Genomic DNA, 13380 nt, shown 5'->3' with positions numbered 1-13380 from the left:
CGCATGAGCGCGGCGCAATGGGCCGGACTGATCGCGGCGCTGATGGTCGCCGTCAATATGGTCTGCCTTGGCATTGCTTTCGTGCGCCTGCGCCGCAGGCAGGTACCCTCTCACCTGCAGAAGCTGGCGCCGCCGGTGACGATCGTGCGCCCGGTGCGCGGCATCGAGACCTTCAGCAGGGAGACGCTGACCTCCGGCCTTGAACTCGACTATCCCCACTACGAGACCATCTTCTGCGTCGCCGACGGCCATGATCCGATCGTGCCGCTGATCGAGGAGCTGATCGGGAGCTATGGGGCCGATCGCGTCCGCCTGATCGTCGGTGACGTCGCGGTCAGCGCCAATCCCAAGCTCAACAACTGCGTCAAGGGCTGGGAGGCGGCGCGTCATGACTGGGTGATCCTCGCCGATTCCAACGTGCTGATGCCGAAGGACTATGTCCAGCGGCTGATGGCCTCCTGGCGCGAGGATACCGGGCTGGTCTGCTCGACGCCGGCCGGCTCGCGGCCGGCCTGCTTCGGCGCCGAAGTCGAGTGCGCCTTCCTCAATACCTTCCAGGCGCGCTGGCAATATGCCGGCGAGGCGCTCGGTTTCGGCTTCGCCCAGGGCAAGTCGATGCTCTGGAACAAGCCCTTTCTCGACGCCAATGGCGGCATCGCCGCGCTCGCCGCAGAGATCGCCGAGGATGCGGCGGCGACCAAGCTGGTGCGCAAGGCCGGCAAGCATGTCCATCTCGTCGGCCAGCCCTTCGAGCAACCGCTCGGACCGCGCAATCTGCGCGATGTCGTCCAGCGCCAGTTCCGCTGGGCGCGCCTGCGCCGCGTCACCTTCCTGCCCTTCTTCGCGCCGGAGATCCTGGTCGGGCCGTTGGTGCCGGCTGTTCTCGCAGCCTTTGGCGCGCCGGGCTTCGGCTTGCCCGCCTGGCTGGGTGTGCTCGCCGTGCTCGTGCTCTGGTATTCTGGCGAGATCGTGCTCGCCAGGAGCGTCGGCTGGTTCCTGAACTGGCGGACGCCGCTCGCCTACCTGGCGCGCGATCTCGCTTTCCCCGGCATCTGGGCCTATGCCTTCGTCGCGCGCGAAGTCAGCTGGCGTGGCAATTCCATGAAGATCAAGGCCGATGGCGAGGACGAGCTGAACGCAGCCGTCCCGGCGCTGTCGACCGCGAACATGCGTAGCGACGGACAATCATGAAGTTCACCCTTTCCTGGCTCAAAGAGCATCTCGACACCACTGATACGCTCGACACCATCACTGAGACGCTGACCCGCATCGGTCTCGAGGTCGAGGGCGTCGAGGACCAGGCGAGGGCGCTCAGTGCCTTCACCATCGCCTATGTCATCGAGGCGAAACAGCACCCGAACGCTGATCGCCTGCGCGTCTGCATGGTCGACACCGGCTCGGGCGAGCCGGTCCAGGTCGTCTGCGGCGCGCCCAATGCCCGCACCGGCATGAAGAGCGTGTTCTCGCCCCCCGGCACTTATATCCCGGGCAAGGACATCACGCTCGGCAAGGGCGTCATCCGCGGCGTCGAGTCGAACGGCATGCTCTGCTCGGCCGCCGAGCTGCAGATCTCCGAGGATCATGACGGCATCATCGACCTGCCGGAGGATGCGCCGGTCGGCCAGCCCTACGCGATCTATGCCGGACTCGACGACGCGGTGATCGAGATCGCGGTGACGCCGAATCGCGCCGATGCGCTCGGCGTTTCCGGCATCGCCCGCGATCTCGCCGCAGCAGGCCTCGGCACGATCAAGACGCAGCCGGTCCCACCGGTGCGCGGCGCCTTTCCATGCCCGGTCGACCTCAAGCTCGAATTCGCCGAGCAAGATCGCAATCTCTGCCAGGCCTTCGCGCTGCGGCTGGTGCGCGGCGTCAAGAACGGTCCGTCGCCGGAATGGCTCCAGGCACGTCTGCGCGCCATCGGCCTCAGGCCCATCAATGCGCTGGTCGACATCACCAATTTCATGACTTTCGATCGCAACCGGCCGCTGCACGTCTTCGACGCCGCCAAGGTCAAGGGTGACCTCGTCGTTCGCCGCGCCCGGGATGGCGAGGAGGTGCTGGCGCTCGACGGCCGGACCTATGGGTTGACCTCCGACATGGTCGTGATCGCCGACGACAACGGCGTCGAATCGATCGCCGGCGTGATGGGCGGCGAGCATTCCGGCTGCGACGAGAGCACCACCGACGTATTGATCGAGAGCGCGGTCTGGAACACGCTCAACATCGCCCGCACCGGCCGTGCGCTGGGCATCAATTCCGATGCGCGCTACCGCAACGAGCGCGGCATCGATCCGGATTTCACTCGGCCCGGCCTCGACATGGCGACGCAGATGGTCATGACGCTCTGCGGCGGCGAGCCCTCGCAGGTCGTCTTCGCCGGCGAGCTGCCCGACAGCCCCGGCGCCATCGACTTCCCCTGGTCCGAGGTCAAGCGCCTGACCGGGCTCGACCTGCCGCAGGTCGAGATGAAGCTGGCGCTGACCTCGCTCGGCTTCGACGTCGCGGGCACCGGTGACCGCGTCGAGGTTGCGCCGCCGTCCTGGCGCGCCGATGTCGAGGGCAAGGCCGATCTGGTCGAGGAGATCCTGCGCATCGCCGGCATTGACCGCGTCGCGCCGGCGCCGTTGCCGCGCATCAAGGGCGAGGTGATCAAGCCGGTGCTGACCGTGCTGCAGAAGCGCACGCGCGCCGCCAAGCGCCTGCTTGCCAGCCGCGGGCTCGTCGAGGCGGTGACCTGGTCGTTCATCTCGCACAGCGCTGCGAAGCTCTTCGGTGGCGGCTCGCACAAGCTCGTCCTCGCCAACCCGATCGCGGCCGATCTCTCCGACATGCGGCCGTCCTTGCTGCCGGGGCTGATCCGTTCCGCGCAGGCCAATGCCGATCGCGGCTTCGGCGATGTCGCTTTGTTCGAGGTCGGCCAGGTCTTCCAGAGCGACGAGCCGGAAGGCCAGCTCATCGCCGCCGCCGGCCTGCGCCGCGGCACGGCCAAGCTGGAAGGCGCCGGCCGTCACTGGGACGGCGCCGCCAAGAGCGTCGACGCCTTCGACGCCAAGGCTGATGTGCTCGGCCTGCTCTCTGGCCTCGGCGTGCCCGTGGGCGGCCTGCAGATCGTTGCCGGCGGCCCGGCCTGGGCCCATCCCGGCCGGTCGGCCACGCTGCAGTTCGGCCCCAAGGGCGTGATCGGCGCCTTCGGCGAAGTGCATCCGCGCGTGCTGAAAGCGCTCGACGTCAAGGGCCCGCTGGTCGCTTTCGAGATCCATCTCGATGCGCTGCCGCTGCCCAAGTACAAGCCGACCAAGGTCAAGCCGAAGCTGGTGCTCTCCGACTTCCAGCCGGTGACGCGCGACTTCGCCTTCATCGTCGACAAGGCGGTGCCGGCCGGCGAGATGGCCAGGAGCGCCCAGAACGCCGACCGGGCGCTGGTCGCCGAGACGAGCGTCTTCGACATCTACGAGGGCACGGGCGTCGAGCCGGGCAAGAAGTCGGTGGCGCTGGCTGTGACCTTGCAGCCGACGCAGAAGACGCTGACCGATGCCGAGATCGAAGCCGTCGCGGCCAAGATCGTCTCCGAGATGAACAAGCGCTACGGCGCAGTGCTGCGGGGGTAAAAATTTGCGTCATGGTCGGCCTTGAGCCGACCATCTCTGCCCGAAAAGGCGCCTTCCAGCGCTCTTCCGCCATGAGATTCTCGGGTCTGCGCTTCGCTTCGCCCGAGAATGACGGTTGAGGGCCATCTGCGGCGCTCCGCGTTATTGACCAGGATTATGAAATAATCGGCGCAAGAAATCGTTTTAAAATCCGGGTATCGGCTCTGATTGTTGCAATCTGAGAGGCCTGATGTCGCTGACCGAGCTCCCTGTCGCGGACGATCTGTTTCCCGGCTTTCGGTTGCTTGACGTTGCGACGACGGGGGCGCGCCTTCGCGTTCGCACGGGCGGGGAGGGGCCGCCGCTCCTCCTGCTCCACGGCTATCCCCAGACCCACATCATGTGGCGGCGCATCGCTCCGCAACTGGCACAGCGTTTCACTCTGATCTGCCCTGACCTGCGCGGCTATGGCGATTCCGAAAAGCCGCCGAGCGCGGCCGATCACGCACCCTATTCGAAGCGCGCCATGGCGCAGGACATGGCCGAGGTCATGAGCGCGCTCGGCCATGAGCGCTTCTTCGTCGGCTCGCATGATCGCGGTGCCCGTGTCGGGCACCGGCTAGCGCTCGACCACGCCGACCGGGTGCTGAAGCTGGCGACCCTCGACATCGCGCCGACGCGCGAGATGTACCGCGACACGACCGACGCTTTCGCCCGCGCCTATTGGCACTGGTTCTTTCTGATCCAGCCGGCGCCGATGCCGGAGCGGATGATCGAGGCCGATCCGGAGTTCTATTGGACCAGCCGGCGCGCCTCCGACATGAAGCTGTTCGAGCCGGCGGCGCTCGCCGAATATCTGCGCTGCTTCCGTGATCCGGCGATGATCCATGCCAGTTGCGAGGATTATCGTGCCGCGGCGACGATCGACATCGCCCATGACGATGCCGATGGCGGCCGGAAGGTCGCGTGTCCGCTGCTGGCGCTGTGGGGCGATCGCGGCGCCGTCGGAAAATGCTTCGATGTGCTGGCCCTCTGGCGCGAGCGCGCGGAAAACGTCCAAGGCCGGGCCCTGCCGGGCGGGCATTATCTGGCGGAGGAGATCCCCGATCTCGTCGTCGCCGAATTCTCGGCCTTCTTCGGAGAGAACACATGAGCCGCACCAATCGCGTCTACCGCATCGCCGCCATCGCCGGTGACGGCATCGGCAAGGAGGTCATGCCCGAGGGGCTGCGCGTGCTCGAGGCGGCCGCGAAGAAGTACGGTTTCGAACTCCAGCTTGACGAGTTCGATTTCTCCTCCTGCGATTACTACGCCAAGCACGGCAAGATGCTGCCGGATGACTGGAAGGAGACAATCGGCGGCCACGACGCGATCTTTTTCGGCGCCGTCGGCATGCCTGCCCAGGTGCCGGATCATATCTCGCTCTGGGGCTCGCTGCTGCTGTTCCGGCGCGAGTTCGACCAGTACGTCAACCTGCGTCCTGTCCGGCTGATGCCGGGCGTGCCCGGTCCGCTCGTCGGCCGCAAGCCTGGCGATATCGACTTCTTCGTCGTGCGCGAGAACACCGAGGGCGAGTACTCCTCGGTTGGCGGACGCATGTACGCCGGCACCGAGCGCGAGATCGTCATTCAGGAGACGGTGATGAGCCGGGTCGGCGTCGACCGCGTGCTCAAATACGCCTTCGAGCTCGCCCAGCGCCGGCCGCGCAAGAAGCTGACCTCGGCGACCAAGTCGAACGGCATCTCGATCACCATGCCGTATTGGGACGAGCGGGTGAAGGAGATGGCGAAGAACTATCCCGATGTCGCGGTCGACCAGTACCATATCGACATCCTGACCGCGCATTTCGTGCTCAATCCCGACCGCTTCGACGTGGTCGTCGCCTCGAACCTGTTCGGCGACATCCTTTCCGATCTCGGCCCGGCCTGCACCGGCACGATCGGCATCGCACCGTCCGGCAACATCAATCCGACCGGCGAGTTCCCGTCATTGTTCGAGCCGGTGCACGGTTCGGCGCCGGATATCTTCGGCCAGGGTATCGCCAATCCGGTCGGCCAGATCTGGTCGGGCGCGATGATGCTCGACCATCTCGGCGAGCATGAAGCGGCCAAGGGCATCGAGGCGGCGATCGAGCGCGCGCTCGGCGATGCCCGCACCCGCACGCGCGATCTCGGTGGCACGCTCGGCACCGAAGCCGCCGGCAAGGCGGTGGAACAGGCGCTGGGTTGAAACTCCGCAGGATTCTTCGTGCGGCCGACGCATTCTCCGTGCCGGCTGCTTGCTTAAACCGCCCGATCGGGCCAAACCGGGCTATCGGCCCGGGCTATTGAGGGGATGACCAAGGTATGGATTTCTCATCGTCCGTCTTCTGGACGTCGCTGCTCCAGATCATCTGGATCGACCTCCTGCTTTCCGGCGACAACGCGGTCGTCATCGCGCTGGCTGTGCGCTCTCTGCCTGAGAAGCAGCGCAAGGTCGGCATCCTGCTCGGCGCCGGCGCTGCCGTCGGCCTGCGCATCCTCTTCGCGGTGGTCGTGACCTATCTGCTCGCCGTGCCCTTCCTGAAGGTCGTCGGCGCGCTGCTGCTGTTCTGGATCGCGATCAAGCTCGCCAAGGGCGAGGAGGAGGCGCATGGCGACATCGAGGCCAGCGACAATCTCTGGAAGGCGGTCCGCACTATCGCCATCGCCGATGCGGTGATGAGCCTCGACAACGTCCTGGCCATCGCAGCCGCGGCCCGTGGCCATTTCGAGCTCTTCATCTTCGGCCTGCTGCTGACCATCCCGCTGATCGTCTACGGCGCCCGTCTGCTCTCCACGGTTCTCGAGCGCTTCCCGATCCTGATCTGGCTCGGCGCTGCGCTGCTCGGCTGGATCGCCGGCGAGATGCTGCTTGGTGACCTGGCGGTGCTGCAGTGGCTGCAGGCGAACATGCCGAACTGGGTCGTCAGCGTGCCGGTATCCGACACCAACCCGATCGGCCTCCTGCCCGCCAAGGTGCCGTTCTACACGGCGGCGACGCTCGGCGCGCTGGTCGTCGTCGTCGCCGGCTATCTCCTGAAGAAGAAGCCGGTCGATCAGCCGGGCTGAACAATCAGGCTCAATCGAGAGTGATGAACGCGGCGGCCATGGTTTCATGGCCGCCGTTTTTCGTGAGCCGGAGGACGCCGCCGGCGTCGCGGCCGTCCTGCTCGTCGCTGACGGTGAAGCGCTCGGCGCCGTCGAGCTGCACCGAAAAGCTCTCCGGCGCGTGGGTGAAACCGGTGCCGAGCGCCTTCACATAGGCTTCCTTGGCGCTCCAGAGCTGGGCGAAGGCCAGCGGTCTGGCGCTGGCCGGCAAGCCTTCCAGCCAGCGCTGCTCGTCCGGATGCAGAACGGCAGGAGGCGGCTCGCTCGCGAGCGCGACCCGCTCAACATCGATGCCGACCGGCCGGTGCGCCAAAGCGATCGCGACGAGGCCGGCCCGGGTCGCCAGCGAAAGGTGCAGCCCGGAGCCACGCGGGCGAAGGATCAGCGGGCGTCCCGCCGGCTCATGCCCGATCTCGACAGCATCCTCCTTTAGCCCGAACTGGCGCGCCAGCACCTTGCGGGCGAGCGAACGCCGCAGCTCCGAGCGCTCCGGCAGGTTCGCCGGCTGCGCCTGCGTTGCGATCAGCCATGCTGCGGGCAAGGCGGGGGCGGTCTCATCGATTGAGGAAAGCCAGAGCATGCCGCGGTTCTAGTGCAGCGCGCGCCGGTGCGGAAGGAGACGACCAGGCCCGCCCTGCGCCACGCTCATGCGGGCCTGGAGCTTGCAAGGCGTTGACGCAACATCGGGAAACCGGTTCGAGGACTTATGGCTCACGAAGCGAAATCCGAACCGCCGGCCGCGGCCCAGCTCACCCTTGCCGGCATGCGGCTCGGCCTGCGCCGCGTCTCCGTGCTGATGCCCGGCGTGGTCGTCTTCGCCGTCGCCTTCGGCGCTGCCGCTTCGGCGAAGGGCCTCAGCCTGTTCGAGGCGGTGCTGATGAGCGCGCTGGTCTATGCCGGCGTCTCCCAACTCGTCGCCATGGAGCTCTGGCGGCCGGAATGGACCTGGGGCGCGATCGTCGCGCTCGCCTTCGTGACGGCGACGGTCAATGCCCGCACCATCCTGCAGGCCGCGTCGCTGCAGCCCTGGTTCAAGCACTATCCCTGGTTCGTGACCGCCTTCCAGCTCTCCTTCTTCACCGACGCCAACTGGCTGGTCGGCACGCGCTATCACGGCGAGGGCGGGCGGGATGTCGGCGTCGTGCTCGGCGCTGGCCTGGCGCTCTGGGTCGTGTGGGTCGTCATGACCATCCCCGGCTTCCTGCTCGGGGCGCTGGTCGCCGACCCGCGCAAATATGGCATCGACCTGGTCATGCCGATCTTCTTCGCGGCGATGATCGTACCGCTCTGGCGCGGCAAGCGGGCGGCGCTGCCCTGGATCGTCGCCGGCATCGTCGCGCTCGTCACTACCCGCCTCGTCGACGGCTATGCCTTCATCATCGTCGGCGCGCTCTCCGGCGCCGTGGCGGGAGCCCTGCTCGATGACCCTGCCTGAACCGGGAAGCTGGGGGCCCTATCTCGCCATCCTGGGCATGGCGCTGGCGACCTATCTCTGCCGCATCTCCGGGGTGGTGCTGATGAGCTTCATCCCGCTGACGCCGCGGGTACGGCGCGGGCTCGCCGCCCTGCCGGGCTCGATCGTGGTCGCGACCGTGCTGCCGCTGATCGAGCGGCTCGGCCTCGCCGCCGGGCTCGCTTTGCTGGCGGCGATCGCCAGCATGGTGATCCGGCGCAGCGAGTTGCTGGCCCTGCTCGTCGGCATGGTGGTGGTCGCTCTGATGCGGGCCGCCGGCTTCTGACGGCGGGGCGCGATCGCGCAGCTCGCGCCGCGCATTTCAGGCATGCCGCCGTGATCCATCACCGCCTACGATCGCACCCATCACAGCAATCGTTCGCCGGCATGCGGCCGGCCTGTTGACGCCGCCTTGCCTGCGGCAGACGGTGCCGGCCAGCAACTCTCACCGATCGGAGCGCATGATGGCCTGGTATTCGCAGACGTGGACGTGGTTCGACGGTGAGTGGCGCGAGGGCAATCCCGGCATCATGGGTCCGCGCACCCATGCCGCCTGGCAGGCCTCCCAGGTCTTCGACGGTGCCCGCCATTTCGACGGCGTCTCGCCCGATCTCGACCGGCATGCCGCGCGCGTGAACCGTTCCGCCCTGGCGCTCGGCCTGAAGCCGACCGTCTCGGCCGAGGAGATCGTCGCCAGGACCGCCGAAGGCGTGAAGAAATTCGCGGGCGGCACTGCTCTCTACATCAAGCCGATGTACTGGGCCGAGGCCGACGGCCCCTCGACCATCATCGGCGACCCCGAGTCGACCCAGTTCGCGCTATGCCTGTTCGAGGCGCCGATGGGCGATCCCGGCAAGGGCTTCTCGGTGACCAAGGGCGCCTATCGCCGTCCGACCCTGGAGAACGCGCCGACCGACGCCAAGGCCGGTTGCCTCTATCCCAACAATGCCCGCGTGCTGCGCGAGGCCAAGGCCCGCGGCTTCGACAATGCGCTGGTGCTCGACATGCTCGGCAATGTCGCCGAGACCGGCACCTCCAACATCTTCCTCTCCAAGGACGGCGTGGTGAAGACGCCGGCTCCGAACGGCACTTTCCTGAACGGCATCACCCGCCAGCGCACGATTGGCTTGCTCCGGCAGGCCGGCGTCACCGTCGAGGAGACGACGCTGCGCTATGAGGATTTCGAGCAGGCCGACGAGATCTTCTCCTCCGGCAACTATTCGAAGGTGATGCCGATCTACAAGATCGACGATCGCGAGCTGCAGCCCGGTCCGATGTTCCGCAAGGCACGGGAACTCTACATGGAGTTCGCCCACAGCAAGGGCGCCTGAGGCCGCTGCCCCAGCGAAGGCAGACGCAGAGTCGGCTGCCTGCCGAACCACGCCGTCTTTCCGGGGCGGGCCGAAGGCCTGAGCCCGGAACCCATGAACACCGCCCTGCCGTCATTGCGAGGAGCGCGAGCGACGAAAGCAATCCAGGGGGGAGTAAAGCGCTGCCGCTTCTGGATTGCTTCGCTACGCTCGTAATGACGGAGAAAGCTTCTGAGGCGCGATCGTCAGGGGTTCCGGGCCTTTCGCTGAGCGAAATCCCGGAATGACGGCGGCTGCTATCGCAGAAGCCGCCAGAGCCCGGCCGACCTCAATCCCGCAAGCGCCACCACGCCATAGATCCCTGCCGCGACGAGGCTGAGGATGGCGAGAGCGATCAAGCGCGGCTCGTAGGGGAAGCTGATCAGCAGCCCGTAGAGCGGCTCGGCCAGCAGGCGGGCGACCAGTGCGGCGAGGCCGGCGGCGACGCCGACGATCACGATCAGCAGCGGCAGGCCGCGATCCGGGTTCGTCCAGCCACGCTTCAGCGCGAGGACATAGAGCGCGCCGAGATTGATCCAGGCGCCGCAGGCGGTGGCGAAGGCGAGGCCAGGCGCGCCATGGCTGCGCCAGAGCAGCAGCTTCAGCCCGACATTGGCGGCGATGGCGGCGAGCGAGATCAGCATCGGCGTCGTCGTGTCGCCGCGTGCCTGGAAGCTCGAGACCTGGGCCCGGATCAACACGATCGCCGGCAGGCCGATCGCATAGGCGAAAAGTACCGCGCCGGCGGCCTGCGTCGCCGCATCGTCGAAGCGGCCGCGCTCGAACAGCGCCGAAACGATCAATTCGGGAATGGCGAGGAAGGCGGCGGCGAAGGGAGCGGTGGCGACCAGCGTCAGCGCGATCGCGCGGTTCTGCGCCGCTTCCGCTTTGGCTTCGTTGCCGGCGGCGATCGACCGGCTCATCGTCGGCAGCAGCACGGTGCCGACACCAATCGCGATCACGCCGAGCGGCAGCTGGTACAGGCGCTCGGCATAATACAGCGCCGAATAGGCGCCGGCCGGCAAAAGCGAAGCGATGATCGTGTCGGCGAAGAGGGCGATCTGTACGCCGGCTGAGCCGATCACCGCCGGGCCGAAGGCCTTGAAGAAGCTCTTGACCTCGCCGTCGAGGCGCGGCCGCGTAATCGCAGCCGAGACGCCGACGCGACGCGCCGAGATCCAGAGGAGCAGCCATTCGAGCACGCCGGCGACGGCGACGCCCCAGGCGGCGGCATGGGCGGCGCTCGGGAACAGGAAGGCGACGAAGAGCGCGCCGATCAGGCAGATGTTCAAAAGGATCGGCGCCGCCGCCGCCGCCGCGAACCGGTCGACCGCGTTGAGATTGGCCGAGAGCAGCGTCACCAGCGTGATGAAGAGGAGGTAGGGGAAGGTGATCCGTGTCAGCGTCACCGCGAGGTCGAAGCGGACGGGATCATTGACGAAGCCGGGTGCCAGCAGCCGTACCAGCTCCGGCATGAAGGGGATGGCGAGCCCAAGCAGCACGAGCTGGACGGCGAGATTGAGCGAGAAGACGCGGTTCGAGAACTGCGCCGCAGCGGCCTCGCCCGACTGCTCGCGAATGCGGCTATAGGCCGGGATATAGGCCTGGTTGAAGGCACCTTCGCCGAAGATGGCGCGGAAATGATTGGGCAGCCGCAGCGCCACCGAGAAGGCGTCCATCAGCCCGCTCACGCCGAGCGTCGCCGCCAGCACGATGTCGCGGAGGAAGCCGGACAATCGCGAGAGCAGCGTGAAACCGCTGACGGAAAGGATCTTTCTCAGCATCGCGCCACTCTGGTCCGCCACGATCGGCAGGCCGCTTGCACTTAGCCGCATAGCCGCGTCGCGGAAGATGGTCCAGCGCGGGGCCCGCGCAGTCCCCGAATTACCCGATCAGTGAGGCAGCACGTCGCTACGTGGCGAGGCGCTGTCCTGCCTGTCGAAGCCGACCCGCTCGCCGACCAGATAGAGCGGGCGGCGCTTCACCTCGGCGAAGATGCGCCCGACATATTCGCCGATCATCCCGAGCGAGATCAGCTGGATGCCGGAGAAGAACATGATCGAGACGATCAGCGAGGGAAAGCCGGGCAGGTCGGTGCCGAACAGCAGCGTCCGGACCATGAAGTACAGGCCGGTCAGGGTTGCGACGATCGCGATCGCGACGCCGAGCCAGGTCGCGATCTTGAGCGGCACGGTCGAGAACGAGGAGATTCCATCGAAGGCGAAGCTGAACAGCTTGCTGAAGCGGAACTTGCTCTCGCCATGGGCGCGGTCGGCGACCGCGAAGGGCACGCCCGTCGCCCTAAAGCCGACCCAGGCATAGAGGCCCTTCGAGAAGCGCGCCCGCTCGGGCAGGGCCCGCAGCGCCTCGACCACCCGCCGGTCGAGCAGGCGGAAATCGCCGGCGCCTTCGGGCAGCTCGGTCTCGCCGAAGCTGGCGAAGAGCTTGTAGAACGCCTTGGCGAAGTTGCGCTTCAGCCGGCTCTCGCCTTCGCGGTCGGTGCGCTGGCCGTAGACATTGAGGAAACCCTCGCGCCATTTCGCCAGGAAGGCGGGGATCACCTCCGGCGGATGCTGCAAGTCGGCATCCATGATCACCACGGCGTCGCCATTGGCATGGTCGAGTCCGGCGGCGATTGCGACCTCCTTGCCGAAATTGCGGCTGAAGGAGATGGCATTGATCCGGCTGTCCTGCGCGTTGAGGGCCCGTAGCGCCGCCAGCGTGCCGTCGCGGCTGCCGTCGTCGACGCAGACGATCTCCCAGGAGGCGGCATTGGCGTCGAGTATCGGCTCGAGCCGGGCGATCAGAGGCGCAAGATTGTCGGCCTCGTTATAGACCGGCACCACGATCGAGAGCTGCGGCCGTGGAGCGGCCGCCGGCGGCATGGCGGGGGCGGAACTGGGCGCGATCGCGGACAAGGCTTTCAGGACCTTCATTGCTCGGTTAGGGCTGAACGCATCGAACAAGCCGCAGGCTGCATACATCAGCGCTGATGAATAGGGGGTAACGGCTGTAATGACCCGCAGTTTCGTGCTTTGCGCCGATGATTTTGCCATGACCGAGGGGGTCAGCCGTTCGATCCTGGAGCTGCTCGCCGCCGGCAGGCTCTCGGCGACAGGGGCTATGACCAATCGGCCGCACTGGCCGCGTCTGGCCGGCGAGCTCGCGGCCTTCTTGGGCCGCGCCGATCTCGGTCTCCATCTCAATCTCACCTGCGGCGCACCGCTGTCGGCCATGCCGACCGTCGCACCGTTCGGCACATTGCCGAAGCTCGGCAAGCTCGCGCTGCTGGCGCTGCGTTCGGGCGCCGCGCGCGCCGAGATCGCTGGCGAGATCAGCCGCCAGCTGGACGCGTTCGAGCAGCATTTCGGCCGGGCGCCCGATTTCGTCGACGGCCACCAGCACGCCCATGTCCTGCCCGGTATCCGCCGGGCGCTGCTCGATGCGCTGACGGTCCGTTACCCGGCTGGCTCGGTCTATCTGCGCGATCCCTCCGATTCCGTCGCGGCGATCCGGGCGCGCGGCATCGCCATCGGCAAGGCGCTGACCGTGGCTGGGCTTGCGACCGGCTTGCACCGCGCCGCCGCCCGGCGCGGCATCCCGACCAATCGCGGCTTCTCCGGTTTCTCGCCTTTCGATCCGCAACGCGATTTCGCCGCTGATCTCGAGGCATTCCTTATCCAGCCGGGCCCCTCGCACCTGGTGATGTGCCATCCCGGCCATGTCGATGACGAACTCGTCGCGCTCGATCCGGTGGTCGCGACGCGTCCGCTCGAGCATGCGGCGTTGATGGCCCTCGCGCCGCCCGGGCTGCGGATCGGCCGGTTTTCCAGCTCCGGCCAGCCCTGACCTGTCGCTTT

The 13380-nt window shown here is 67.2% G+C and carries 12 protein-coding genes; 9 read left to right on the top strand and 3 right to left on the bottom strand.

Annotation, left to right across the window (positions count from 1 at the left end; genetic code table 11):
* The first annotated feature begins 3 nt into the window (after positions 1-3).
* From ACFPOB_RS05500 to ACFPOB_RS05480, 5 genes are all read left to right on the top strand, one after another.
* On the top strand, positions 4-1191 hold the full coding sequence (locus ACFPOB_RS05500; protein WP_377796541.1) for a glycosyltransferase: 1188 nt from the start codon (positions 4-6) through the stop codon (positions 1189-1191).
* Positions 1188-3611, top strand: coding sequence for a phenylalanine--tRNA ligase subunit beta (gene pheT / locus ACFPOB_RS05495; RefSeq protein ID WP_377796539.1), 2424 nt, complete (start codon positions 1188-1190; stop codon positions 3609-3611). Before ACFPOB_RS05500 ends, pheT begins: the two co-directional genes overlap by 4 nt.
* A 229-nt stretch (positions 3612-3840) precedes the next feature.
* Entirely contained in the window at positions 3841-4743 is a 903-nt protein-coding gene (locus ACFPOB_RS05490; protein ID WP_377796537.1) for an alpha/beta fold hydrolase, read from the top strand.
* Positions 4740-5819: a tartrate dehydrogenase gene (locus ACFPOB_RS05485; RefSeq protein WP_377796535.1), complete on the top strand. Its 1080-nt coding sequence runs from the start codon at positions 4740-4742 to the stop codon at positions 5817-5819. The genes ACFPOB_RS05490 and ACFPOB_RS05485 overlap by 4 nt, the downstream gene beginning before the upstream one ends.
* A 116-nt stretch (positions 5820-5935) precedes the next feature.
* On the top strand, positions 5936-6679 hold the full coding sequence (locus ACFPOB_RS05480; RefSeq protein WP_377796534.1) for a TerC family protein: 744 nt from the start codon (positions 5936-5938) through the stop codon (positions 6677-6679).
* 10 nt (positions 6680-6689) lie between these two features.
* Here the strand turns inward: ACFPOB_RS05480 and ACFPOB_RS05475 are convergent, their stop codons facing one another.
* Entirely contained in the window at positions 6690-7298 is a 609-nt protein-coding gene (locus ACFPOB_RS05475; protein ID WP_377796533.1) for a 4'-phosphopantetheinyl transferase family protein, read from the bottom strand.
* A 126-nt stretch (positions 7299-7424) separates the two neighbouring features.
* Between ACFPOB_RS05475 and ACFPOB_RS05470 the strand changes: the two genes are divergently transcribed.
* The 3 genes from ACFPOB_RS05470 to ACFPOB_RS05460 all read left to right on the top strand — a co-directional run bounded on the left by ACFPOB_RS05470 (position 7425) and on the right by ACFPOB_RS05460 (position 9502).
* Complete coding sequence (locus ACFPOB_RS05470; protein WP_377796531.1) at positions 7425-8153, top strand: AzlC family ABC transporter permease; 729 nt, start codon at positions 7425-7427, stop codon at positions 8151-8153.
* Positions 8140-8457 (top strand): AzlD family protein, encoded by a 318-nt coding sequence (locus tag ACFPOB_RS05465; RefSeq protein WP_377796529.1) that lies wholly within the window; start codon positions 8140-8142, stop codon positions 8455-8457. The genes ACFPOB_RS05470 and ACFPOB_RS05465 overlap by 14 nt, the downstream gene beginning before the upstream one ends.
* A gap of 178 nt (positions 8458-8635) precedes the next feature.
* Positions 8636-9502 (top strand): branched-chain amino acid aminotransferase, encoded by an 867-nt coding sequence (locus tag ACFPOB_RS05460; RefSeq protein ID WP_377796528.1) that lies wholly within the window; start codon positions 8636-8638, stop codon positions 9500-9502.
* 275 nt (positions 9503-9777) lie between these two features.
* On the opposite strand, the gene murJ is transcribed toward ACFPOB_RS05460, so the two are convergent.
* Complete coding sequence (murJ, locus tag ACFPOB_RS05455; protein ID WP_377796526.1) at positions 9778-11304, bottom strand: murein biosynthesis integral membrane protein MurJ; 1527 nt, start codon at positions 11302-11304, stop codon at positions 9778-9780.
* 108 nt (positions 11305-11412) lie between these two features.
* Positions 11413-12405, bottom strand: coding sequence for a glycosyltransferase family 2 protein (locus ACFPOB_RS05450; RefSeq protein ID WP_377796802.1), 993 nt, complete (start codon positions 12403-12405; stop codon positions 11413-11415).
* Between the two features lie 169 nt (positions 12406-12574).
* On the opposite strand from ACFPOB_RS05450, the gene ACFPOB_RS05445 reads away from it, so the two are divergent.
* Complete coding sequence (locus tag ACFPOB_RS05445; protein WP_377796525.1) at positions 12575-13369, top strand: ChbG/HpnK family deacetylase; 795 nt, start codon at positions 12575-12577, stop codon at positions 13367-13369.
* Positions 13370-13380: the final 11 nt, after the last annotated feature.

Source organism: Allobosea eneae, from assembly GCF_042657265.1.
In the GTDB taxonomy this organism is placed as follows: domain Bacteria; phylum Pseudomonadota; class Alphaproteobacteria; order Rhizobiales; family Beijerinckiaceae; genus Allobosea; species Allobosea eneae.
This window is presented reverse-complemented; position numbering and strand designations above follow the sequence as displayed.